The organism is Peribacillus sp. NPDC097264 (assembly GCF_050277925.1).
Classification (GTDB): domain Bacteria; phylum Bacillota; class Bacilli; order Bacillales; family DSM-1321; genus Peribacillus.
Genome location: NZ_JBNNSR010000011.1, coordinates 74,450 through 100,324, shown reverse-complemented (window position 1 = coordinate 100,324; position 25,875 = coordinate 74,450). Strand labels below are relative to the sequence as shown.

At 39.4% G+C, this 25,875-nt stretch carries 20 protein-coding genes and 1 riboswitch; of the genes, 15 read left to right on the top strand and 5 right to left on the bottom strand.

Annotated features, from left to right (window positions below):
- Positions 1-48: 48 nt before the first annotated feature.
- The 4 genes from ACQKL0_RS17345 to ACQKL0_RS17330 all read right to left on the bottom strand — a co-directional run bounded on the left by ACQKL0_RS17345 (position 49) and on the right by ACQKL0_RS17330 (position 3,048).
- Positions 49-732: an LrgB family protein gene (locus ACQKL0_RS17345; RefSeq protein ID WP_402868905.1), complete on the bottom strand. Its 684-nt coding sequence runs from the start codon at positions 730-732 to the stop codon at positions 49-51.
- Positions 707-1,099 carry a CidA/LrgA family protein gene (locus ACQKL0_RS17340; RefSeq protein ID WP_402868903.1) on the bottom strand — a complete coding sequence of 131 codons (393 nt, stop codon included), beginning with the start codon at positions 1,097-1,099 and terminating at the stop codon, positions 707-709. Before ACQKL0_RS17340 ends, ACQKL0_RS17345 begins: the two co-directional genes overlap by 26 nt.
- Before the next feature lie 255 nt (positions 1,100-1,354).
- The gene (locus ACQKL0_RS17335) at positions 1,355-1,909 is read right to left on the bottom strand and encodes a GNAT family N-acetyltransferase (RefSeq protein ID WP_427688843.1); all 555 of its coding nucleotides are present in this window, start codon (positions 1,907-1,909) and stop codon (positions 1,355-1,357) included.
- A 356-nt stretch (positions 1,910-2,265) separates the two neighbouring features.
- Positions 2,266-3,048, bottom strand: a complete 783-nt coding sequence (locus ACQKL0_RS17330) for an undecaprenyl-diphosphate phosphatase (RefSeq protein WP_427688841.1) — start codon at positions 3,046-3,048, stop codon at positions 2,266-2,268.
- 199 nt (positions 3,049-3,247) lie between these two features.
- Between ACQKL0_RS17330 and ACQKL0_RS17325 the strand changes: the two genes are divergently transcribed.
- The 4 genes from ACQKL0_RS17325 (at position 3,248) to dapF (ending at position 7,285) form a co-directional block, all read left to right on the top strand.
- On the top strand, positions 3,248-3,568 hold the full coding sequence (locus ACQKL0_RS17325; protein ID WP_402868896.1) for a DUF4870 domain-containing protein: 321 nt from the start codon (positions 3,248-3,250) through the stop codon (positions 3,566-3,568).
- A 525-nt stretch (positions 3,569-4,093) separates the two neighbouring features.
- Complete coding sequence (locus ACQKL0_RS17320) at positions 4,094-4,666, top strand: beta-class carbonic anhydrase (protein WP_402868892.1); 573 nt, start codon at positions 4,094-4,096, stop codon at positions 4,664-4,666.
- 158 nt (positions 4,667-4,824) lie between these two features.
- Positions 4,825-6,117, top strand: a complete 1,293-nt coding sequence (locus ACQKL0_RS17315) for an NCS2 family permease (RefSeq protein ID WP_427688839.1) — start codon at positions 4,825-4,827, stop codon at positions 6,115-6,117.
- Positions 6,118-6,298: 181 nt separating this feature from the next.
- Positions 6,299-7,285, top strand: a complete 987-nt coding sequence (gene dapF, locus ACQKL0_RS17310; protein WP_427688837.1) for a diaminopimelate epimerase — start codon at positions 6,299-6,301, stop codon at positions 7,283-7,285.
- An 84-nt stretch (positions 7,286-7,369) separates the two neighbouring features.
- Here the strand turns inward: dapF and ligD are convergent, their stop codons facing one another.
- Positions 7,370-9,232, bottom strand: coding sequence for a DNA ligase D (gene ligD / locus ACQKL0_RS17305; protein ID WP_427688835.1), 1,863 nt, complete (start codon positions 9,230-9,232; stop codon positions 7,370-7,372).
- Between the two features lie 137 nt (positions 9,233-9,369).
- Here ligD and ACQKL0_RS17300 point away from each other — a divergent pair, with 137 nt between their 5' ends.
- From ACQKL0_RS17300 to pfkB, 11 genes are all read left to right on the top strand, one after another.
- Complete coding sequence (locus ACQKL0_RS17300) at positions 9,370-10,212, top strand: Ku protein (RefSeq protein WP_402868883.1); 843 nt, start codon at positions 9,370-9,372, stop codon at positions 10,210-10,212.
- A 90-nt stretch (positions 10,213-10,302) separates the two neighbouring features.
- On the top strand, positions 10,303-10,977 hold the full coding sequence (locus ACQKL0_RS17295; RefSeq protein WP_427688833.1) for a phosphatase PAP2 family protein: 675 nt from the start codon (positions 10,303-10,305) through the stop codon (positions 10,975-10,977).
- Positions 10,978-11,463: 486 nt separating this feature from the next.
- Positions 11,464-12,105 carry an MOSC domain-containing protein gene (locus tag ACQKL0_RS17290; RefSeq protein WP_427688831.1) on the top strand — a complete coding sequence of 214 codons (642 nt, stop codon included), beginning with the start codon at positions 11,464-11,466 and terminating at the stop codon, positions 12,103-12,105.
- 111 nt (positions 12,106-12,216) lie between these two features.
- A riboswitch (SAM riboswitch) is annotated at positions 12,217-12,315 on the top strand.
- A 106-nt stretch (positions 12,316-12,421) separates the two neighbouring features.
- Positions 12,422-14,269: a bifunctional homocysteine S-methyltransferase/methylenetetrahydrofolate reductase gene (locus ACQKL0_RS17285; RefSeq protein WP_427688829.1), complete on the top strand. Its 1,848-nt coding sequence runs from the start codon at positions 12,422-12,424 to the stop codon at positions 14,267-14,269.
- Positions 14,262-17,711 carry a methionine synthase gene (metH, locus tag ACQKL0_RS17280; protein WP_427688827.1) on the top strand — a complete coding sequence of 1,150 codons (3,450 nt, stop codon included), beginning with the start codon at positions 14,262-14,264 and terminating at the stop codon, positions 17,709-17,711. The genes ACQKL0_RS17285 and metH overlap by 8 nt, the downstream gene beginning before the upstream one ends.
- A 207-nt stretch (positions 17,712-17,918) precedes the next feature.
- On the top strand, positions 17,919-18,677 hold the full coding sequence (locus tag ACQKL0_RS17275) for a polysaccharide deacetylase family protein (RefSeq protein WP_427688825.1): 759 nt from the start codon (positions 17,919-17,921) through the stop codon (positions 18,675-18,677).
- 84 nt (positions 18,678-18,761) lie between these two features.
- Positions 18,762-19,532, top strand: a complete 771-nt coding sequence (locus ACQKL0_RS17270) for a dioxygenase family protein (RefSeq protein WP_402956915.1) — start codon at positions 18,762-18,764, stop codon at positions 19,530-19,532.
- A gap of 353 nt (positions 19,533-19,885) precedes the next feature.
- On the top strand, positions 19,886-22,732 hold the full coding sequence (locus ACQKL0_RS17265; protein ID WP_407407720.1) for a 2-oxoglutarate dehydrogenase E1 component: 2,847 nt from the start codon (positions 19,886-19,888) through the stop codon (positions 22,730-22,732).
- Between the two features lies 1 nt (position 22,733).
- Positions 22,734-23,990, top strand: coding sequence for a 2-oxoglutarate dehydrogenase complex dihydrolipoyllysine-residue succinyltransferase (gene odhB / locus ACQKL0_RS17260; RefSeq protein ID WP_402988282.1), 1,257 nt, complete (start codon positions 22,734-22,736; stop codon positions 23,988-23,990).
- Positions 23,991-24,201: 211 nt separating this feature from the next.
- Positions 24,202-24,954 (top strand): DeoR/GlpR family DNA-binding transcription regulator, encoded by a 753-nt coding sequence (locus tag ACQKL0_RS17255; protein WP_402868866.1) that lies wholly within the window; start codon positions 24,202-24,204, stop codon positions 24,952-24,954.
- A complete protein-coding gene (gene pfkB, locus ACQKL0_RS17250; RefSeq protein WP_427688823.1) occupies positions 24,954-25,874 on the top strand; it encodes a 1-phosphofructokinase in 921 nt (306 codons plus the stop codon). Before ACQKL0_RS17255 ends, pfkB begins: the two co-directional genes overlap by 1 nt.
- Position 25,875 lies beyond the last annotated feature (1 nt).

Sequence of the window (25,875 nt, the reverse complement as noted above, 5' to 3'; positions counted from 1 at the left end):
TCATAAAAAATCCACATCGGCAAATGACGATGTGGATTTTTTATCATGCTAGAGAAAATGATTAATTAGTGGAAATAAGCATGAAATGATGATGCCGGAAAGGGCCATTGCCGCACCTGCGACCGCTCCTGTAAATTCACTTTCCTGTGTTGCTTGGGCAGTCCCAAGTCCGTGTGCAATTGTGCCATAAGCAATGCCACGGGCGAAAGGCATCGTGACGTTCAGTTTATCCATCAATTTAGGTGCGATCATCGTGCCTAAAACACCGGTCAAAATGACGAAAGCTGCAGAAATATTAGGGTTTCCGCCATAAATTTTGGTGATTTCCACGGCAATAGGAACTGTAATGGACTTAACCGCCAATCCCTGAAGGATATAAAGCGGAAGTGTTAAGGCTTTGGCGATGGTTAAGGCAAGGGTTAATGTCACGGCAAGACCCAGAACCATGCCGCTGATTGCTGGTATCGCATATTTTGCGATTATGGCTCTATTTTTATAAAGAGGAACGGCCAACGCAACAGTAGCCGGTCCTAAGAAATACGTGATGATGTCTTTGCCTGGGGTATAGTCATTGAAATCCAACCCACTTATTAGCAACGCGAGAATAATAGTGACTGTTCCAAAAAAAACAGGCGTTGTAAAAGGTGAAGGATGTGTACTGTATATTTTCCTACCGATAGCATAGGCTATGATCGTAATCATTATACTATAAAGTGTGATGAATGTTGTCACGCTGTTTAACCTCTTCTCTACGGGAGAACTTTTGGACGACCAGGGATGATACGATGAACCCGATAATCAAACTGATTAGCAGTGTTAGGGCTAAGGGAAGTCCGTATTTTAGAAAGAGCCACCCCATGGTCATTAAGCTTACAGAAATCGGAATGAAGAAAAAGGCCAGATGTTTGACTAAAAAGGTTGATGTAATATCAACCCACTCCACTTTTAAAATTTTAGTTTGTAATAAAATGAATAATATAAGCATGCCAATTACGCTTCCTGGAATGGGCAAACTGAAGAAATTGGATAAATAAATCCCTAGTTCACAAATGATAACCAACAGGAAAAGCTGGATGATAAAAAGAATGATTTTTTTCATAATTAGATCCTTTCCATGACTATTTGAATGTATTTAGTAATTGGTCAATTGTATTTATTATAGAAAAAGATTGAGTAAATTAATAGGGTATATGCTTATTCGGCCCAGAAAAGTTGTACTCCATATGGCTAAAAGAGGGGGAAATGTAAATAAACATAAAAAAACGTCCCAAATCCGGGACGCTTCCGTTTTCTGTATATAAATGATAGGGTACCTTTTCTTTCGTAAGAAAGAGTTGGCATGCCTTTATTAAGATTAAGCTTCAAGTAATTGCTGGTCTTCATCATTATCCTGTCTAAGGATATGCAAGGTGTATAAATCCTTGGGAATTTCAAATAAATCATAAATGTCTTCCTCTTGATTTATTTGATTATAGAGAGCTTTTCTGGTTTCATTTGCCTTGACCGCATAAGGAAGCTTTTCGGCTGCTTTAATGGAACGGATATTTATTTTGCGAATCCTCATAAAAACCGTTTCCATGCCGAGCTCAAAAAATAATTCCTTGAAGAAGGCGTCTTTGGCAACGACATTATACCCTTTACCATGAAAAGGTTTTCCAAGCCATGTACCTAGGAACCCAGCTCCGTTTTCAATATCGTATAAAGAAATACAACCAACGGGATTTTCCCATTCATCTAAGATTGTTCGTGAAATGAGCTCACCTTTTTCTTCAGCCTCAATCGTTTGCTTAGTAATGAATACATATTCTTCATATGAATCTACTTTATGGCGCACGAAAGGGAAGACATCTGGATGAGTCATGTGTTCATAAAGAGAAAAACAATCTGCAAAATCTCTCTTTTTTAACATTTCCGTCCCTCCGTTTGAGGGCAGTCCTTATGCGTAGCCGCTGCCCACCCTCGAAATTTTTTAAGTCGTTCATCAAAAAATTTCGGGGTGGGAATCGAACCCACTAGAACCGGAAACCGGTGGCGCACCATTTGCCTTCCCTATTTTTATTTTCAGAAAGTATTTAAATCTAAAGAACCTTACGAAGGTATAATACTAAAAAATAAACGGTTTGGGAATAGGTTTTTTGCCTTTTTTTTTCGTCAATTTCCAACTTTTTTTTGAAGGTGGAAATTGGGAAGGTTTTGGTTGGTATTCAACTTGATTTTGAGCCCGATTGTCAGCATTTCACTAAGAAAAGTTGCTTTTTTATTTTGTTAAAATCGTCCAGTGAATTGCATGAATAAAATTATCGTACCGAGTGCCCAGACGTACATGGAAAACATCTTCAAAGATCGTTTCTTTAAGAAATCAATCATCCAGACTACGGCTATATATCCAAAGATTGCGGCAGCGAGGGTACCTATCAAAAGAGCCATGAAAGGGATCCTTTCAACCTCTCCCGTGAAAATGGGTTTCATCTGAAAGACGATTCCTCCGGCAATGGCAGGGATGGAAAGTAAAAAAGAAAAATAGGCGGCTGTTGCCCGGTCAAGCCTGCAAAAAAGACCAGCTGCGATGGTCAATCCGGAACGTGATAAGGCAGGCATGATTGCAGCCGCCTGAAAGGTACCGATGATAAAGGAATCTTTTATGGAGATATCATCTAGTTTCTTATTCCCTTTATTGACTCCATCGGCCCACCATAGAATCATTCCGGTTACGAGGAATTCCCAACCAATCGTCAACCCTGTTTTTGAAAGGCTGTCAAACCAGTCACTTAAAAGGAGACCGGCAATAACCGCCGGAAGCGTTCCTACTACCAGAAGAAGCGTCAATTTTGAGAATGGATTTTTCAATAAGAATATGATTTCCTCTTTGTAAACGACCAATAAAGCAAGTAAAGTTCCAATGTGTAGCATAGTATCTAGAAAGATGCCCGCTTCGTCAAGATGGAAAATATGCCTCCCCAGATATAAATGGCCTGTACTTGAAATCGGTAAAAACTCAGTTAAGCCCTGGATGATTCCAAGGATGAAGGCCTGGAATTCATTTAGCAAATATATCCCTCCATTCTTACGTGGACAATCCACTATTTAATCTGTATGCGTGGGAAGGGCCAACTTATTCGGTTTTTTATCCGTTAACGTTTTAAGATGGGGGAAAAAAGACTTACTTTTATTAAAAAAACATGTAAGAAATGAAACTAATTGCTTTTTGAATCGTATTATTTCATATAAGAAAGGAGGGACAGAACACATGCCCACTAAAGATGAAAGAGTGTTTGCTGCCCTAATATATGTAATTAGCTTTTTTACCGCCTTTGTCGGTCCTTTAGTCATATGGTTAGTTAAGAAGGATTCATCCCAATTTGTAGATTATCACGGAAGGGAATATTTGAACTTCTTTATCTCTTATACGGTATATTCCATCGTCGCTGGTCTACTTGTAATCATATTGATTGGTGCAGTACTATTACCGGTCATAGGTATAGCTTTAGTTGTATTTACAATCATAGCTGCAGTCAGAGCTTATGAAGGGGTCGACTATCGCATTCCCTTCATATTTAGGATTTTATAAGTTTTATACCGGGGATTCTGCTTAGGCGGATCCTTTTTTTTATGATGGAACAAGGGTCATTTACTAGCCGAGTATAATAAAAAGGAGGGGTTATCAATAAAGTATCGGCCATGAACCGAAGAGGCGAACTCATTGGTTATTATGAAGAAAACGGTACAAAGTCCCTCGTGAAGATCAATAGAATGATTTATAATTATGACAAGAATGAATGGATATCCATACAAACTTCAGCAGGGTTCTTATTCTTTTGAAATTATGAGTGGCACCGGAAAGAAGGTGGCTATCAAGTATGGTGCTCTCGAAGGATTGGGAAACGATATTCAAGGCCAATACACCTCTTCTTAGTTTCCCTTTGCGTATGGAGGAGGATTGCAAACTTGCGATCTGGGGATTGTGTAGCCGTACATCATCATCGTTCCTTTTAGCATCAGGTTAGCATTAGGCAATTTTTTTGGCTAATAGTCTAAAGATTTGATATAATCAAATAGTAATACATAATAGAATACATAGAAAAAGGGTGAAGGTATGAGTTTACTTAATGAAATTCTAGATTATAATGAGCAATTTGTTGAAAAAGAGGAATATGTTAAGTACAAAACAGACAAATTCCCTGAAAAGAAAATGGTTATCGTCAGTTGTATGGACACTCGCCTTGTTGAGCTGTTACCAAAATCAATGAATGTCAAAAATGGTGATGTGAAAATATTGAAAACGGCCGGAGCGATTGTTTCTCATCCGTTTGGTAGCGTCATGCGTAGTATCTTGATTGCTATATATGAATTGAAGGCGGATGAAGTGTTCGTCATCCCTCATCATGATTGCGGCATGGCTTCTGTCAATGCTGATGTTACGGTAGAAAAAATGGTAGAACGTGGCATTCAAAAGGAAACAATCGATACAATCGGAGCTTCAGGCATCGATATCAAGAGTTGGCTTCGTGGATTTGATGATGTTTATGAAAGTTTAAAAAATAGTGTAGAGGTTATTAAAAGCCATCCTCTGATTCCAAAGAATGTTCCTGTCCATGGACTTATCATTTCTCCGGATAAAGGCAAATTGGAACTGGTCGTTAACGGTTATGACCACATAGAAAAATAATAAAAACAATGTACCAAAAGCTGATGGAATCATCCCATCAGCTTTTTCATTTTTAAGAGTTTCTATTTATTTTTAAATGAATATTTGTTAAAATCACGAAGTGCAGTTTGTCACTTATACAAGCGGGTGGGCGAGGGACAACATAGTAAGGATACTACATGAAGAAAACAAATTTAGAAACGTTTTTTCATTTTTCCCAATATGGAACAAATGGAAAACGTGAAATTCTTGCCGGTGTGGTTGGTTATTTCACAATCGTATATATTCTCGTCGTGAATTCCCTGATTTTATCTGAAGCAGGTATACCTATTAATGGAGCGGTGATTGCAACCATTATCCTTTCCGCAGTGAGTTGTATCTTGATTGGGTTGTGGGCTAATGTACCAATAATCATCGTCCCCGGTATGGGCGTCAATGCCCTGTTTGCGTACACAATGGTTCAAGGAATGGGCTTATCCTTCCAATCGGCTCTGGGTGCTGTTTTTGTTTCGGGCCTTATTTTTGTAATCATCGCTTTTACAAAGTTCTCGAAAATGATTAATGATTCCATTCCAGGTTCCATAAAAGACGCCATTTCTGTTGGTCTTGGTTTATTTTTACTGTTAATCGGTTTGGAAAAGGGTGGGATTATTACAAGGGGTTCTTCATCGCTTCTTGGACTTGGTCATTTGAGCGACCCATCTGTTCTAGCAACGATTTTGACATTTTTACTTGCCATTGCTTTATTTATTAAAAATGTCCCAGGAAACTTTATGATTACGATCATCCTAGGTAGCTGTATAGCGTACTTTTTTGGCACGATTGAAATCTCGAATATCCATTTCTCTGGTTTGGATACAGCCTCTTATAGTGAACTCTTTTTTTCACTGTCATTTATCGAGGTGGGGCGAATTGAATTTTGGATAAGTGTTTTTGCGATGACCATGGTACTAACTTTTGAAAACATTGGTCTTGTACACGGACATGTGAACAGCATCGAACGTCCGGAGGCTTATAAGAAGTCTCTACAGGCAACGAGTGTCTCCGTTCTTCTTTCTGGCCCTATTGGTTCCAGTCCGACGGTAGCCACTGTTGAGACGGCTGCAGGCATCGCCTCAGGTGGAAGGACCGGTTTAACATCAGTCGTCACGGGGTTCTTGTTTCTTTTGTCACTTTTATTTATTCCGGTAATTAAGGTGATTCCGGATAGTGCCATTGCACCAATTTTAATCATTATCGGCATGCTCATGCTTGAAAATATTAAGAAAATGGACTTTAGCGATTATACAGAAAGCATCCCCGCACTTTTAATCATTACCTTCATTCCATTTACCTACAGTATTGCAGATGGAATGGCTTTCGGGTTTATTCTATACCCATTTCTGAAAGTGGTCACAGGTAAGGAGAAAGAAGTTTCAGGTCCAATGTATGTTAGCGCTATATTGTTTATTATCTATTTTATAATAGGTTAATATGAATTGAAGAGTCTGTGGAGTGGGTAGCATTACCTCCACAGGCTTTTTTTTGTATGGCAACTCGGCTTTCTTGATGGAATATTCGCTTAATTGGAATTTTCCCGATGACATGTTTGAACTTATAATGCTATGATAAAGAATATTTAAAATAAATGAACAGCATTGAGGATGTGACAGGATGTTAATTGAAGGTTTTAAAATTCATGGATCGGGTAATGATTTTTTAATTATTGATGAATTAACAACAACTCTGACCTTTACAGAGGCAGAACGCGAAAAATTAGCGAAGGTCCTTTGCAATAGAGAAAAGCTTGGAGCGGATGGCATTCTGTTTGTCATGAAAAGTGAGCATGCAGATGCCAGAATGCGGGTATTTAATGCAGATGGATCAGAAGCTTCCATGTGTGGTAATGGACTTCGGTGTGTGGCCAGGTATACGAATGATGTTTTAGGGCTTGATAAAATGACTGTTGAGACGATGAAAGTGAATTTACTCGTCGAAAAAACGGATGATATTTATGAAGGAATCCCAACCTTCAAAGTGGAAATTTCTCCGGTCAGCTTTCGGGTGAAGGATCTTCCACTTGTAATAGAAAGAGATCAATTGCTAAATCAGTTGCTTCCTGAATTGCATGATTCACTTCTATTTTCGGCATTGGCGGTCCCCAATCCACACTTGATCACTTTGGTAGATAGCAGTGTATTACAAAGTGATTTGCAGGAAGATCTAGCCACGAAAGTGAACCAACCGAATGACCTGTTCCCAGATGGAGTCAATGTCAGTTTTGTAAAAGAACTGACACCTGGGAGCATTTATGTTCGTACCTTCGAAAGAGGTGTAGGCTTCACGAATGCTTGTGGAACCGCGATGTCGGCTTCAAGTCTGGTTACTTGCTCGATTGGACTTAATTCGCTTGAACAGGAAATTTCCGTTTATAACAACGGTGGAAAAGTGAAATGTATCGTTCACCATGATGAAGAGAGTAATGCGTATTCCATTGACCTGATTGGAAATGCAACCTATGAGTTCAAAGCGTTGCTTGAAATAGACATCGATCAGCCAGAGGTTTTCACAGTGCTTGAAAAACATGAATATGAAGAGGAAACAAAATTATATGCAAAGATGCGGGATGAAGTACAAAGCTTTTTGAAAACGAAATGGTAAGGGACAAAAGGCTGTCAAATCAGTAAATTATTATAAAAAAAGAAAAACAGGTGAAGAAAAACGATTCGTTTTTCTTCACCTGTTTTATTTTTTGGACTTATAAGGCCCCTTTTGTTGTTTAAGGAAGGATAAAACCTCTAGAAATGCTGGGCCGTTATCAATCTGCCTGTAATTCTTGAAGGGGCAGCCCAACCTTTTGATCCTGTTAGGTACAGTTTCCACTGTATAATCTTCCAGTCTAAGGTTTTCATTCACTTCTTCCCATGATAAGGGGGTGGCTACCCCGGCGAAATGATTTCCACGAGGGGAATAAGGGACGATAATGGTTTTCCCTTCACTATGTTGGACAAAATCGAGATAAAGTCGATTTTTTCGATTTTTCTTCATTCTCTCTAAGGTAAAGTCATTTGGAAAGGAGCTTATTAAGTATTGACCAAGAAAATCAGTGAAAATATGTGTCTCTTTATAAGTAAAAGTATCTTCCGGTAGTGGAATATGAATCTGTAATCCCTTATTTCCTGAAGTTTTTACGAATGCTTCTATATGTAATGGAAGCAAGACTTTCTTTATTTCAAGAGCGGCATGAATCGCCAAGTTAAAATACTCAATCGAGGGAGGGTCAAGATCCAATACAATTTCATCTGGTTTAGTAGAGCCAGCTTTCTGAAATGGTGCATGGAACTCCAAGGCAAGTTGGTTGCCAAACCAAAGCAATGTTTCCAGTTCATTACATAGCATATACTCGATGTCTTCATTCAGGAACGTTTGAATCGATGGGGGCGCATACTCTGGCTTATTTTTTTGAAAAAAACGTTCAGGGTTCATTGCGCCATGAGGGTAACGAATCGTTGTCAGAAGTTTGTCGGCTAGAAAAGGCAAGAAATGAGATGACACCTCCCGTAAATATTGGAGGTATTCAACTTTTATCACCTTTCTATCCTTAAATGCCCAAATCGGTTTATCTGGTGATGTTATATGGACCGACTCCGGAAAAGTAAATTGACTGATAAGGAACCTCTCCCAAGTACATTCACTTGGTATCGTTTGCAACAGCCACTGGGAAAACTGAGGCTCCCGTAATTCATTTTCTTCATGAACATGCAGAAATTGCACTTCGATACAAATGGAAGGATGGAGGTAAAAGAACTTAGCATTCTCTTCTACGGCATTTTTTTTTATCAATTCGTGTAAAATGGTTTTATCCTGGGCACTCATGCCATTTTTGACGCTCCCAATCGGGGTGATTACACCGTCTTTATAAACGGAAATTGAAATATATCCGTTTTCTTTATGAAGAGCGGTGATAAAGCATGGGACTACCCTCCAATTTTTCACCTTGATCCAGGAGGTTGAACGTTTTTCGTGCCATATGCTGTTGATGTTCTTGGCTACAATCCCTTCCCCGTCCATGAGAATGACCTTATTCATCGCTTCATTTGCAGTATCATAGTTTCCAATCAGTTGGATCGGGCTTTCTTCATGGGGGCTAGGATTTTCTGGGAAATGAAGTTTTTCTCCTAAGCCCTTCAACATAGCTTTCCGTTCCGACAAGTTTTGTTTGGTAATGTCTTTTCCATTTAAGGTTAGTAAGTCAAACACTATGAATCGGCATGGGGAGAGAGTGGAAGCTTCGGATATCAATGTTTGGTTTCTCAAACGTCCACGCCACTGTATCTCGGAAAAGTCTGCCTTGGCTTCATTGGTTAGCCAAACTAGTTCTCCATCTAGTTGAAGGGGAAGTATACCTTCGAGGTTCAAGGTTTCTAGGAATTCACCGATTTCCGGAAAAAGAGGCAGCAACTCTTTTCCGTTCCGGCTCGTCAGCTTTGCCACTTTACTTTCTTCAATCGTTAAAATGGCCCGAAAGCCATCATATTTGACTTCATATATCCATTCCTTAGAACAAGGAGCTTCTGGATGATAGGTGGGCAACATTGGTTTTACCACATTTTTCCCTCCGTTCAATGCGTTTATTAGTATTTTCCCCATAAAATCTTAATTTTAAGAGTTGAGATATAATTTTTTTGAAAGAAATGGGAATGATAATAATAGTGAATCAATTAATCAACGATGAGGTGAGGAATTTGCATACAATATGGAAAGGCAGCATTTCTTTTGGTTTGGTGAATATCCCGATAAAGCTTCATGCGGCAACGGAAGATAAGGATATATCCTTACGAACTTTGCATAAGGAATGCCATTCACCGATAAAATATGAAAAGGTTTGTCCAGTTTGCCAGAAAGAAGTAGGCAAGGATGATATTGTTCGTGCGTTTGAGTATACAAAAGGAAAGTTTGTTGTCCTAGAAGACAATGAACTTGAGCAATTAAAAAAACAAAATGAAGATAAGGCAGTGGAAATCATTGATTTTGTTAAAATAGAGGAAATTGATCCAATCTATTTCAACCGAAGCTATTATATGTCTCCAAACGATGGCGGTACAAAAGCCTATTCTCTTTTGAGGGAAGCACTCTTGGAGTCAGGCAAGGTTGGTCTCGCTAAAATCATCATTCGTTCCAAAGAACAAATGGCTATCCTTCGGGTCGTGGATAACACATTGTTGATGGAAACCATTCATTACCCTGATGAGGTTCGTTCTGCAACCGACGTTCCTAATATTCCTGCTAATGATGCCATTGCAAAAAAAGAAATCGATACGGCCATATTATTAATTGATCAGTTGACATCGACGTTTGATCCGACTAAATACAAAGATGATTATCGAACAGCTTTGCTTGAATTGATTGAATCAAAGAAAACTGGCGAGAAAACCATTACAGCAAAATCTAAAGAACCCGTGGCCAATAATGTGACGGATTTAATGGCAGCTTTACAAGCGTCCATTGACAGGACGAAGCCGGAGAAAATGGTTGTAAAGAAAAAGACGACACGCAAAAGAGCGGAGCCTAAAAAGAAACAAGCGTAAAAAAAGCCTGAGCGAAGTCATATCGCTTAGGCTTTTTTTGTTTTATCCTAGAGGTAGTGTGGTAAATGAGGGAAAAGGTGGTGTCCGAGAATGCATAACTTTTTTAGCATACATATTTCAAAAAAACTTCTTTATATTGCCATGATGGCTGGTTTAATCCTAGTTTATTTTTTCATTTTTATTGAAATTGTGGAAGAACTGAAGGAAGGGGAGTTAATCGAATTTGATAAAATCCTTATCAATTTCATCCAAGTGCCCTTTAGTGAACAATTTATCAGCTTTGTGACTACGCTCACATTTTTTGGGTCGGTGACATGGATAGTCGTACTAATTGGTATATTTGCCTTGATTTTGGCCTTATACAGAAGAAAACAGCTTGCTTTATACTTAATAATCACTTCAGCAATGGGTGGGGTATTTAATTGGGGGCTAAAATATCTTTTTCAAAGGGAAAGACCCGATATCGCTCCATTATTATCCGTTTCCGGATATAGTTTTCCTAGTGGTCACTCTATGGCTTCGGTTATCGTTTACGGAAGCATTGCAGTTGTATGTTTACGAATCGTCAAAAGTAAATATATGAACGGCATTATATGGTTTTTGGCTTTTTTGGCTTCATTGGTCATTGGATGGAGCCGCATTTATCTAGGGGTGCATTACCCGAGCGATGTTGTGGCAGGTTTTGTTGCCGGAGCTGCTTGGCTAACGATATCGGCATGGCTGTTACGATACCTGGAATATAAGGGGCGAAAAAATAGAAGCTAAGGGGAAAATGAAGGCATAAGAAAATCACCAAAATTATCAAAAAAGTGGTGTACTGTGAGGAAAGTAATGATCGCACCTATAAATTTTCATTAAAAGAAGATCTCCTGTTCAATTTGGTAGTTACTTGTTAGGTATAAATAATTAGTAAGGATCTACAGTTTTCCACCCTTTTTAAAAGGAGACAAAAAAATTCGCCCCCTAAAGAGCGACAATGAGGAAATTAATCGTGAATCAACATATAGGCGACGGATTGTCTTTTTCGACTATATATTGTGTTCATATTCTATCATAATTAATTTGGAAATAGCAACTAAATTACTAAAACAAAGGGATTATTTTTATATCATTCTCTTTTCACATCGAATTTTATACCTAGTAAAGAGGTTATTGCTTTTTTTTTGGTATAATCAAATAATTGAATAGATTGAATATAAAGAATGTTTCTTTATTGCAATCTGGAAATTTAAAAGAAATGGAAGATGTCCAATGGAAAATCGTAAAATCATGTCTCTTCAAATTGGGATGCCAAAAGAGGAGGAGCTTTCGGGGGTAAAGATCAAAACGGCAATGGATAAGAAGGCCATCGACTATATCACCGTAACAAAATCAGGGATTGATAGGGATGGAGTGGGTAACAGAAAGTTCCATGGAGGGCCTGACCGTGCACTATGTTTTTATCCCTTTGAGCATTATGATTTATGGAATCGAACATTCAATAAGCAGCTTTCCATCCCTGCATTTGGGGAGAATTTGACGATTGCTGGAATGACTGAACGTCAAACGTTTATAGGCGATATCTATAGCATTGGCGGGACCGTTATTCAGATTACACAGGGGCGTATTCCTTGCTCGACCATCTCCCACTTTAACAAAGAGCCAGAGTTTTTGAAATTGGTGATGGACACTAATCTAACTGGCTATTTTGCTAGGGTTATACAAGAAGGGGTAATTGGCCAACAAGATGATATCGTGTTATTGGATCGGCTTCAAGATAAGGTTACGGTACTTTATGCAACGGATGTCATCCTTCATAAGCGTGATGGGGAGGAGGGGGCAATGTCCTTGCTTTCCATTGAATCCTTGTCGGAAGAATGGGGAGCCTTGCTTTCTAAAAGGATGTATCGTTAAAAAGTCTGAAGAAAATGAAAAAATGATAAATATACTCTTGAAATTATCAGATGATTCATGTAAATTAAATATAAATAAATTTTGAAATGTTTAGAAAATTAAACTTAATAAATCTTATCGAGAGAGGTGAAGGGACTGGCCCGATGAAACCTCAGCAACCAGCCTAGGCAAAGGTGCTAAATCCAGCAAGCAGAGCTTGATAGATGAGGAGAATGTTTCGAAAAAAGCCTTCTTCTTTGAGAAGGTTTTTTTTCTTTACTCTCACACTCATAGAAACTGACAAAAACCATAGTGTTTTTAAGAGAGGGTGTACTAATTGGATTTTCGTAGTGAATTGAAGGAAAGAATGCTAGTTGGAGACGGCGCGATGGGTACGTTGTTGTACTCCTATGGAATCGATCAATGTTATGAGGAAATAAATTGCACCAATACTGATAAAATTGAGTCTATACATAGGGCCTATTTAGAAGCGGGTGCAGATATTCTGCAAACCAATACATATGGTGCCAATTTCAATAAATTGAAACGGTATGGGCTGGAGGAAGAAGTCAGTCGGATCAATCGCCAAGGAGTCAGCATTGCTAAACAAGTAGCGAAAGGGAAGGCTTATGTTTTTGGTACAATTGGGGCCCAGCGTAGTATACGTAAATCGGATTTAAGTATAGAAGAAATAAAACGGGGTTTTCGAGAACAATTATACAGTTTGCTTCTGGAAGATCCCGATGGAATTCTTCTTGAAACATTCTATGATTTTGAAGAGCTTGAAACGGTACTTCAAATTGCTAAAAAGGAAACGGACCTGCCGATTATTGCAAATGTATCGATGCATGAACTTGGAAATCTTCAAAATGGATTTCATTTGAATGAAGCTTTTCAAAAGCTAGAGTACCTAGGTGCAGATGTGGTTGGGGTGAATTGTCGTCTGGGCCCCCATCATATGATAAGGGCACTGGAAGAAGTGAAATTGCCTATGCAGGCGTCGATTGCCATCTATCCTAATGCAAGTCTTCCAGATTATGTGGATGGGAGACTGGTCTATAAAGCGGAACCAGAATATTTCGGTTCAAGTGCACTCGAATTACGAAAACAAGGAGCAACCATTATAGGGGGTTGCTGTGGTACGACACCACTACATATACAAGCTGTGAACGAAATGATTGGCACTTTAGCGCCAGTCAAGGAAAAAATTACGAAAGCTCGACATATAGAAATTATTGAAGTGAATAACCAAAAACAAGAATTAGCTCTTCATGAAAAGGCAAAAACGGATAGAACGATCCTAGTTGAGCTTGATCCACCGAAAAAGTTAGGAATCGAAACGTTTATGGCAGGAGCTGAAGCCTTGAAAAAAGCTGGGGTGGATTCCATTACTTTAGCTGATAATTCACTTGCTTCACCAAGGATATCGAATTCGACCTTAGCCAATTTATTAAAGGCTGAATTAGGGGTGAATCCGATGGTCCATATTACGTGCAGGGACCGAAATCTTATTGGATTGCAATCCCATTTAATGGGGTTGCATACAGTCGGGCTGGATGAAGTTTTAGTTATCACTGGTGATCCTTCTAAGATTGGTGATTTCCCGGGGGCAACGTCTGTCTATGATTTATCTTCATTCGATTTGATAAGTCTGGTTAAGCAATTCAATGAGGGCTACTCCTATTCCGGACAAAGTCTAGGGAAACGGGCTAATTTCAAGATTTCCGCAGCTTTTAATCCAAATGTGAAATATCTCGATAAGGCTGTTCAGAGAATGGAAAAGAAAATCGCTTGCGGTGCTCATTCGTTTTTGACACAGCCAGTTTATTCAGTAGAACAAATAGAAGAAGTCTATCAGGCGACAAAACATTTGGAAACACCGATTTTCATGGGGATAATGCCCCTTACCAGTACGAGGAATGCCGAATTCATCCATAATGAAATACCGGGGATTAAATTACCTGACAGTGTACGGAAAGCAATGGCCTCAGCGGGAGCTGATCCAGTAAAATCAAGGATTGAAGCTATAAATATAGCAAGGGAATTGGTAGACGCAGCCCAAGAGAGGTTCAAGGGAATTTACTTAATAACGCCTTTCTTACGCTATGAAATGACAGCGGAACTTACTACATATATTAAGGATCATGATCGTAAACAAACATCTGAGGTGGCAGGACATGAGTAAAAGGGAAATTAACGTGCAATTACAATCAAAGATTCTTCTTCTTGATGGAGCAATGGGCACCATGATTCAAGCTGAAGATTTAACGGCCGAGGATTTCGGTGGAGAACAATACGAAGGGTGTAATGAGTATTTATCGTTAACCCGTCCTGAAATCATTCAAACCATCCATGAAAAATATTTAGCGGCAGGTGCCGATATTATAGAGACTAATACCTTTGGTGCCACAAGCTTAGTGCTGGAAGAATATCAATTAAGCACGCTTGCATATGAACTTAATAAAGTATCGGCAGAGCTTGCCGTAAAAGCATGTGAAAAATATTCAAGTGATAATTGGCCCAGGTATGTAGCGGGTTCCATGGGACCAACGACAAAAACTTTATCTGTTACAGGTGGAACGACTTTCGATATATTGACCGATTCATATGAGGAACAGGCACTTGGCCTTATAGACGGTGGGGTAGACTTATTACTCGTGGAAACCTGTCAAGATATGCTCAATGTAAAGGCGGCCTTTTCTGGAATTAGATCGGCCATCGCTAAAACTGGCAAGGAAGTACCGATAATGATTTCAGGAACAATCGAGCCGATGGGAACGACGTTAGCCGGTCAGTCCATAGAGGCATTTTATTTATCGGTAGAGCATATGAACCCTCTGGCTGTCGGTTTGAACTGTGCGACAGGCCCAGAGTTTATGATTGACCATATCCGTACTCTAGCAGATCTATCCGACAATGCGATTAGCTGTTATCCAAATGCAGGATTGCCTGATGAGGAGGGGCATTACCATGAATCTCCCACTTCCCTAGCCGAGAAAATGAAACAATTTGCAGAAAAAGGCTGGGTCAATATCATTGGTGGCTGTTGTGGTACCACTCCTGAACACATTAAAGAGCTCTCAAGAGTACTTAAAGATATTCAACCACGGAAATTACCTGAGGCTGCACATGGTCATGCCGTATCTGGCATCGAGCCGCTTATTTATGACGACTCAATGCGACCCCTGTTTGTCGGAGAGCGAACGAATGTCATTGGATCTCGTAAATTCAAGGAATTGATTCGTGCTAAGAAATACGAACCAGCAGCGGAGATTGCCCGGGCACAAGTTAAGAAAGGTGCGCATGTCATTGATATCTGTCTGGCAGACCCTGATGGAGATGAGTTCGGTGACATGAAAGAATTCATTGAAGAGGTCGTCAAAAAGGTTAAGGTCCCTTTAGTCATCGATACAACTGATGAAGACGTTCTTGAACAAGCCTTGAAACATTCCCAAGGGAAGTCCATCATAAACTCAATCAATCTCGAAGATGGTGAAGAAAGGTTTGAAAAAATCGTTCCACTTATTCATCAATACGGTGCGGCTGTCGTAGTAGGAACGATTGATGAAATTGGTATGGCGGTAGACGCCGAACGAAAAATAGAAGTAGCTACTCGCTCAGTGGATTTACTTGTAAACAAATACGGCCTAAAGAAAAGTGACTTGATTTTTGATCCGCTTGTATTTCCAGTCGGTACAGGAGATGAACAATATATTGGCTCCGCATTGGAAACAGTAAAAGGAATTAAAGCAATCAAGGAAAAATTCCCTGAATGTTTGACGATTCTTGGGATTTCAAATGTTTCGTTTGGCTTGCCTTCACGTGGAAGGGAAATATTGAATGCCGTTTTTCTTTATCATTGTACGAAAGCTGGACTAGATTACGCGATTGTGAATACGGAAAAACTCGAACGGTTTGCTTTAATACCAGAAGTGGAAGTGAAGCTTGCTGAAGCACTTTTATTTGATACCTCAACAGAAACACTGGCGACCTTCACTGAATTTTATCGTGGTAAAAAAGCTGAAAAGAAAGATGATGGAATTATTCTTCCATTAGATGAAAGGTTAGGTAACTACATAATCGAGGGTACAAAAGAAGGATTGATCGAGGACTTGAATGAAGCCATAGAGCGTGGTGATGCTCCACTGGAAATCATTAATGGACCATTGATGGATGGAATGAGCGAAGTGGGGCGGTTATTTAATGATAACCAACTTATTGTGGCAGAAGTGCTTCAAAGTGCCGAGGCAATGAAAGGCGCTGTTTCACATCTTGAACCGCTTATGGAAAATTCAGAGGATCATGCTAAAAAAGGCAAAATTCTTTTGGCCACTGTCAAAGGGGATGTCCATGATATCGGTAAAAACCTTGTCGATATCATTCTTTCCAATAATGGTTATGAAGTAGTGGACCTTGGAATTAAGGTTGCACCACAGCAAATCATTGAGGAAGTACGGAAGCATGAACCTACCATTATCGGTTTATCGGGCCTGCTTGTAAAGTCAGCTCAGCAAATGATCTTAACAGCACAGGATTTGAAACAGGCTGGGATTGACACCCCAATTTTGGTGGGTGGTGCCGCATTATCCCGTAAGTTCACCGATTTTAAAATCTCACCCGAATACGATGGACCTGTTCTATATTCTAAGGATGCGATGGATGGTTTGGCCGTTACGAATATCCTACATGATACGAACAGAAAAATGGTTTACCTAGAGGAACTGAAAAATAAACGTGAAAAGGCAAAAGCCAATGCTGCCATCGCCGCATTAATTGAAAAACCGGAACGTAAGCCAGTAAGTGCGGTTCCACTAAGGAATGTACCGGTTCAAAAACCTCATGATGTCAAAAGGCATATACTAAAAAAATATCCACTCGAAGTCATTCAGCCCTATATCAATAGACAGATGTTGATTGGGCATCATCTGGGTCTAAAAGGGAAGGTGGCTGAATTACTGAAGGAGGGTAACGATAAAGCTATACAATTGAATGATTTGGTTGACGATCTGATTGAATTCCTGAAATCCGAACCTGAATATGGATTAAATGCAGTTTATCAATTTTTCCCCGCCCAAAGTGATGGTGACAAATTAGTGGTATACAATCCCGAGGATCGTCAGGAAGTATTGGAAACTTTTGATTTTCCAAGGCAAGATACAAGTCCAAACCTTTGTCTGGCTGATTTTGCGAAGCCTATTTCTTCTGGCGAAATGGACTATGTTGGTTTCTTCCTGGTTACAGCAGGAAGAGGCATTAGAAAGTGGGCTGAAGAGTTCAAGAAAGAGGGAGATTTCTTGAAAAATCATGCCCTACAATCCCTTGCTCTCGAAACCGCTGAAGGATTTGCTGAAAGAATCCATCAAATGATGCGTGACGATTTGGGAATTAGCGATTCTATCGAAATGACCATGAAAGAGAGATTTGCTGCCAAGTATATTGGTCAAAGATTTTCTTTCGGGTATCCAGCCTGCCCGAATCTGGAAGACCAGGAAAAACTCTTCCGCTTATTACAGCCTCAGGATATTGGGGTAGAATTGACTGAAGGTTTCATGATGGAACCGGAGGCATCTGTCTCCGCCATAGTGTTTGCACACCCTGAAGCTAGATATTTTAATGTCGATAGATAAGTAAGACAGCGGTTAAATCCGCTGTCTTATTGATTATGGCGAGTTAATTTCGAGAGCACATTAAGAATAGTATGGTGATAAATTCCTGATACAGAAAGTGAAGTTGTTAAAGACCATAATTCCATGCCTATATTCTAAAAAAAATTGATGCATGAAACCCCTGGTATAGTACACCTTAATGGTAAAAAGCAAGGGGGAGATATAATTATGAAGAAATTATTGCACTTATATACGATAGTATTCTGTTTTTCAATGATCCTAAGTGAAACACTTGCCGGACCCGTACATGCAATAATTCCGGAAGAAATAACTCCGCTCGTCAAAAGTAAAGAAAACCAAAAGACAGTTTATTTAACTTTTGACGACGGGCCTTCTACGAATACAATGGATATCCTGGACATCTTAGACCGGTATCAAGTAAAGGCAACATTTTTTGTTAAAGGTAATGAAGAGCCATATGCAAAAAAATGCTATGAAGAAATAATAGGAAGAGGCCACAAAATTGCCTTACATTCCTATACACATGACTATTCAATCGTGTATCGTTCCACGAATAGTTTTTTTGAGGATTTAAATCGTCTTGAAACGATGTTAGAAAAAGATTATGGAATAAAAAGCCGAATCGTTCGTCTTCCCGGTGGATCACGAAATCGTCTGAGACAACAAGCAAGCACAAAACCAATCATTAATGGAATACTTCAACAGCTAACGGATAAAGGGTATATATATACAGATTGGAATATAGATTCAACGGATGGAATCAGTCCTACTATAAGCGAACATCAAATCATCACATCCGTGCAAAGAGGCTTGAAAAATCAAAAACAGGCTAATATCCTGCTGCATGATATCAACAGTATGAAAAATACCGTTAAAGCGCTGCCGAAGATAATAGAAATCCTAAAAAAAGAAGGCTATATCTTTGATACGATAGATGAGACAACCCCAAAGGTTCAATTTAATTAGTGAAAGCGAAGCTCAACTATAGTAAATTAAAGGTAATTGGATTTTAATTTAAAGATCATAGTTTGGAAAGGATTTAAAGTTTTTATGATGCCATCGTTGTTTTTATCACATGGAACGCCATTATTAGCCTTGGAAGAGAATAGCTACACCGAGTTTTTAAAAGCTTATACAAAAGAAATTGAGAAGCCAACTGCAATAGTCATTCTGTCAGCCCATTGGGAAAGTGATGAACAGTTGGTTTCAGCTGTCAAGAAGCATGAAATCCTTTATGATTATATCGATTTTCCGGAAGAAATTTACCAGGTATCCTATCCCGCTTCAGGAAATTTGGAGCTTTCCGATAAGATTTTAACCCTGTTGTCACGAGTGGGCATATGGGGGGAGCTTGATGAAAGGCGTCCTCTCGATCATGGGGCATGGGGGCTGTTGCATCTCATGTATCCTAAAGTTGATATACCGATCGTTTCATTATCGATCAGTTCCGATCTACCGTTTGAAAAACAGTATGAAATCGGGAAAATGCTGGGGGCTCTCAAACGGAATAACGTCCTTATAATTGGTAGCGGTGGGATTGTGCATAATTTTAACCAGATTCAGCCAGACCTGCATGTTGCGGAGGGGTGGGCAATCCGTTTTGAAAACTGGGTGGAAGAACAGGTAGAGAAGTGGGATTTGGAATCCTTGTTTGATTATGAAAGAATAGGACCATATAGTTCCGAAGCGGTGCCATTTAAAGGTCACTTCATTCCCTTGATCATTGCGATGGGAGCAGGAGATTCCAATAAAAAGGCAAAAATGTTGCATCGTAGTTTTCAGTATGGAAACTTAAGTTTGACAGCTTGGGAGTTTGCTTGAGTTGAAAGGGTTTTCAATCGTGCGAAATCTAGCTTGTTTGAATTAATATACGAAAATAGAAAAATCTTTTTTTAGAAGAAATAGACTTAAAAAAGATAAAAGGTCTATTTAAGACGAAATAAGACGAATTAAACAGAATAATAGTTTGAAAAAGGGTGTATAAAGAGGTGAAACCCTTGGATATTTCGACAAAAACATGTTAATATAGCATCTGAAAACGTTTTATCCTTTAAAATTTTATTATTCAATGACCAAGTTATTTATTATAAATTATCTATTTGGGGAAATGTTAGAAGAAGGAATTTGGGGATGGATAAAACGAAATTATGAGAAAAATTTGGGGGTTTACAAAAATGACCATCAAGGATGCTAAGGCTTACGACCCATGGAAATCTTTTTCTGGTCCAAACCTTGGGTATGTCATGGAGCAATACGATTTATTTCAAGTTAATCCGGAAGAAGTAGATCCGGAACTGAAAAACTTTTTTGAGGTTGCTGGTCCTCCTTCATTTGAAGTAGAGGCAGGCACTGTAATGGAAAGTGCACCACAGACTGGTGAAGTCCTTTCAATGAAGAAAATTATGTCTGCAGTAAAATTGGCAGAAAATATTCGTGCATATGGACATCTTGCTTCAAGCATTTATCCATTGATTGAAGACAAGCCAGACACAGAGCAAATCCACTTTGAAAAATACGATTTGACGGTTGAGGATTTACGGAAAATACCGGCTGATCTTATTTGTGCGCAATCACCTGAAAACGTAAAAGACGGATACGAAGCTTTCCAATATCTTAAACAACTTTATACAAAAACAATAGCCTTTGGATTTCACCATGTAAATGACTTGGATGAAAAGCAATGGCTTACTGATATGGTCGAATCTGGTAAAATGTTCCCTGAAGTTTCAAAAGAGAAAAAAGCATTAATGCTAAAACGTCTGAATGAAGTTGAAGGATTTGAAAAGTTCCTACATCGTACATTTGTAGGGCAAAAGCGTTTCTCTATTGAGGGTCTAGATGCATTGGTTCCAGTGTTAGACGAGATGATTTCACAGACTGTCCAAAATGGAACGAGCAATGTGAATATTGCCATGGCTCACCGCGGACGTCTTAATGTCCTGGCACATGTCCTTGGAAAACCATATGAAGTGATTTTCTCTGAATTCCAACACTCACCTAATAAGGATTTAGTCCCATCAGAAGGCTCAACCGGCATTAATTATGGTTGGACTGGCGATGTTAAATACCACCTAGGTTTGGATAAACAAATTACAAAAGAAAGCGTACAGAAAGCAAGAATTACGCTTGCCAATAACCCAAGTCACTTGGAAGTAGTTGGCCCAATCGTTGAAGGTTACTCTCGTGCGGCTCAAGAAGACAGGACAGCAAAAGGCTTCCCAGTGCAAGATATTGATAAGTCGCTAGCAATCCTTATTCATGGTGATGCTGCGTTCCCAGGTGAAGGTATCGTACCTGAAACGTTTAACTTAAGCCGTCTACGCGGTTACCAAGTTGGTGGGGCAATCCACATCATCGCTAATAACACGATTGGTTTCACTACCGAAAGTGAAGATTCACGTTCAACTAGATATGCGAGTGATCTTGCAAAAGGTTTTGAAGTACCTATCGTCCACGTTAATGCTGATGATCCCGAAGCATGTATGGCTGCAGTTAATCTTGCCATCCAATATCGTGAAAAATACAAAAAAGATTTCTTGATTGACTTAATCGGTTACAGACGTTTCGGCCATAATGAAATGGATGAGCCATTGGTCACACAACCTGAAATGTATGCTTTGATTCATAAGCATCCAACAGTTAAAGAAATTTACGGTAAACAACTGATTGAATCTGGAGAGTTTACAGAAAATGAAGTGAAAGAAATGGCAAAACAAGTGGATACTAAACTTGCAGAAGCCTATGCCAAAATTTCTGGAAACAAACCGGAAGCTTCCAAAGAAGTAAATCCTCCGGGAATAATTGAAAAAGGCATTCCTACGATTGATACAGCTGTATCTAAGGAAGAACTTATTTCAATCAATGAACAACTTGTGAAATGGCCAGAAGGATTTACGCCTAATAAAAAATTAGGTAAAATCTTGTCCCGTCGTCTGGATTCGTTTGGTGAAAACGGTAAAATTGACTGGGCACATGCTGAAACGCTTGCATTTGCAACGATTTTAAATGATGCCACACCAATCCGTTTAACTGGTCAAGATTCAGAACGTGGAACATTCGCACAACGTAACATCATGCTGCATGATAGCGTGAACGGCAAAACATATTCACCGCTTCATACTCTTGAATCTGCCAAAGCATCTTTCGCTGTCCATAACAGTCCGCTTACTGAAACGGCAGTACTTGCTTATGAATATGGATATAATGTTTTTGCTCCAGAAACACTTGTACTTTGGGAAGGCCAATTCGGTGATTTCGCCAATACGGCACAAGTAATCTTTGACCAATTCATTGCGGCAGGCCGTGCAAAATGGGGTCAAAAATCTGGACTTGTTATGCTACTTCCACACGGATACGAAGGACAAGGACCAGAACATTCAAGTGCTCGCCTGGAACGTTTCCTTCAATTAGCAGCTGAAAATAACTGGACAGTTGCTAACTTAAGTTCTGCAGCTCAGTATTTCCATGTCCTTAGAAGACAAGCTAAAATACTTGATCAGGAACAAGTGCGTCCGCTTGTTATCATGACACCGAAGAGTATGCTTCGTAACCAAGTGATGGCATCTACACCAGAAGAGTTCAGCACAGGAAGTTTTGAATCATTCATTGAAACGAAAACGCTAGGCAAAAAACCTAAAGCTGTTGAGCGCATTGTATTTGCAAGCGGTAAATTAGCTGTAGAACTACGTGATAAAGTAGCTACTGAACAAAATACCGATTGGTTGCAAATCATCAGTATCGAGGAGATTTATCCATTCCCGTTCACTGGCGTTCAAGAAGCATTGAAAAAATATACGAACCTTAAAGAAATCTACTGGGCTCAAGAAGAACCGAAAAACATGGGAGCTTGGACATTTGTTGAACCTCGCTTAAATGCGGCTGCTCCTGGAAATCTTTCTGTAACGTATATCGGTAGAAAACGTAGATCAAGCCCGGCTGAGGGAGATCCACTTGTCCATAAAAATGAACAACAACGGATTATGAGTCAAGCAATTACACGCAATAATGAGGGGGATAAATAAAATGGCTGAAGTAAAAGTGCCTGAATTAGCAGAATCAATTTCTGAAGGATCTATTGCGCAATGGTTAAAGCAACCTGGTGACCATGTTGAAAAGGGAGATTATGTCCTTGAACTGGAAACAGATAAAGTAAACGTGGAAATCATCTCTGATTACACTGGGACCCTTACTGAACTTTTAGCTGAAGAAGGCGACACTGTTCAAGTTGGACAAGCTATTGCCATCGTGGATGAAAATGGATCGGCAGCAGCACCTGCTAAGGAAGCTCCAAAAGCTGAAGAAGTGAAACAAGAACCAGCTAAAGTGGAACAAGCAGCCCCTGCCAAAGAAGCTCCAAAGGCTGAAACGAAAGAAGCATCTTCCACTCAACAAGTTATTGCATCACCAGCTGCTAGAAAATTAGCTCGTGAAAAAGGAATTGACTTAACTCAAGTACCTGTTGTTGATCCACTAGGCCGTGTACGTGTACAAGACGTGGAAGCAGCAAGTAAAGCACCTGCAGCAGCTCCAAAAGCACCTGCAGCTACTAAACAAGCGGCAGCTCCTATTGAAGCCAACGATGACCGTATAGAAGTAGTGAAAATGACACGCCGTCGTCAAACCATTGCTAAACGTTTAGTTCAAGTCCAATCTGAAGCGGCAATGCTTACAACTTTCAACGAAGTCGATCTTTCTGCAGTTATGGAATTACGTAGCCGTCATAAAGAATCATTCGTTAAAGCTAATGACGTTAAACTTGGTTTCATGTCATTCTTTACAAAAGCAGTCATTGGGGCATTGAAAAAGTATCCTTTATTGAATGCTGAAATCAAAGGAGATCATATCCTTAAAAAGAACTTCTATGATATCGGTGTAGCCGTATCGACTGAAGAAGGCTTAGTTGTTCCAGTTGTAAGAGATGCTGATCGTAAAAGTTTCGCTGAAATCGAGCAAAACATTGCGGACCTAGCTGTTAAAGCACGTAACAACAAATTAGCGCTATCAGATTTATCTGGTGGTACCTTTACCATCACAAATGGTGGTACATTCGGTTCCCTATTATCGACACCTATCTTGAATGCACCACAAGTTGGTATTCTAGGTATGCATACTATCAAGACTCGTCCTGTTGCTGTTGGCGATCAAATCGAAAACAGACCAATGATGTACCTTGCATTATCTTATGATCACCGTATCGTTGATGGAAAAGAAGCAGTTGGTTTCCTAGTGGCAATCAAAGAAATGCTTGAAGATCCTGAACAACTTTTATTACAAAATTAATAAATCCTATATAATGAAAAAGCCCCTGTCATGGTGATGGGGGCTTTTTCTTGTAGAAAAGTTCATAGATAAAGAGATAATCATATCATCACTTGCAGGAATATGATTGGTTTTTTAATATAAATGAATGTTTTTGAATAAAAGTGAACGATAATGATTGATTAATCTGAAAAATGAAGTTATTATGGAAATATATTGGGGGGTGAGGTAATTGTTGACAACCGAGAGGCATGACGTAATCCTTACGTTGATTAAGAAAAAAGGCATTATAAAGATGCAAGAACTTGTCGATCATTTGCAAGCTTCAGAATCTACCATACGGCGTGATTTAGTCCAACTTGAGGAACTTAAGCTTTTAAAACGTGTTCATGGTGGAGCTGCCTTGCTTCAAAGAAAAGGCATGGAACCGACAACATTGGAGAAGCAAAACAAAGCGTTATCCGAAAAAAAGCTCCTAGCAGAGCTGGGGTCAACTTTTATCGAGAATGATGACTGTATTTATCTTGATGCAGGTACGACCATCTCTGAACTGATCCCTTATTTAAAAGATAAAAATGTAACCGTTTTAACCAACGGTCTCATGCATATACAAAAGTTGATGGAATTGGAAATAAAAACGGTTATCGTTGGTGGAACCATCAAGGCTTCCACCAATGCGGTTGTAGGTAGTACAGCTGTCGATTTTTTAAGTGATTACCGATTCGATAAATGTTTTCTAGGGATCAATGGCATTCATCCTGAATTAGGTTTGACCACACCAGATCCTGAAGAAGCGCTATTGAAAAAGACGGCAATAAGGCTTTCCAATCAAAGTTATGTGCTTGCAGATAGTTCAAAATTAAATGAAGTCACCTTCGCAAAAGTGGCAGATGTAAGTGAAGTCATTTTGCTGACGGATAACAATAATGAAGCTGCCGTCGAACAGCTCTTGAAAAATCCCAAGATAAAGGTCGTGACGATTTAATGATTTATACCGTAACGCTTAACCCCTCAATAGATTACCTGGTCGAGGTTGAAAACTTCCAAATGGGCTTGGTGAACAGATCATGCATGGATAAGAAATATCCGGGGGGCAAAGGAATTAACGTATCACGTGTATTGAAAAGGCTAGGAAACGATACGACTGCTTTAGGCTTTTTAGGTGGCCAAACTGGGGAATTTGTAAAAGCCTGTTTAGAAAAAGATCATATTAGGACTAATTTTACGGAAATAACAGGTGATACGAGAATCAATATTAAATTAAAAACAGGAGTGGAGACTGAAATTAATAGTCATGGTCCTGAAGTATCCATGGAGAATTATCATCATTTACTTAGTTTAATTGGTGAACTCAAGCCAAATGATTGGCTCGTTTTATCTGGTAGTATTCCAACAAGCCTCCCACGTGATGTGTACGAAACGATGATGAAAATATGTTCGGAGAGGAAAGTTAAGGTGGTGGTTGATACTAGTGGGAAAGAATTATTGGATGTCGTTCATTATGAGCCTTTTCTCCTGAAGCCTAATCATCACGAATTAGCGAGTCTTTACTCGACTGAAATCAGAAATGTGAAGGATGCAAATAAGTATGGGCAGAAATTGTTGGAAGCAGGTGCTCAAAACGTAATCGTTTCGATGGCAGGAGAGGGGGCTGTATTTATCACAAGAGATAAATCTTATGCTGCAAATATACCGAAAGGAAAGGTCATCAACTCAGTGGGGGCCGGAGATTCCATGGTGGCCGGATTTATCGGGATGTATGAAAAAACGGAAGATGTTATAACCGCTTTTCGATATAGTGTCGCCGCGGGAAGTGCGACAGCTTTTTCATCGGACCTTTGTACGTGGGAATTAATAGAAAAAGTATTGCCGCAGGTTAGTGTCAGTGAGATAAAAGGGGGGTAAC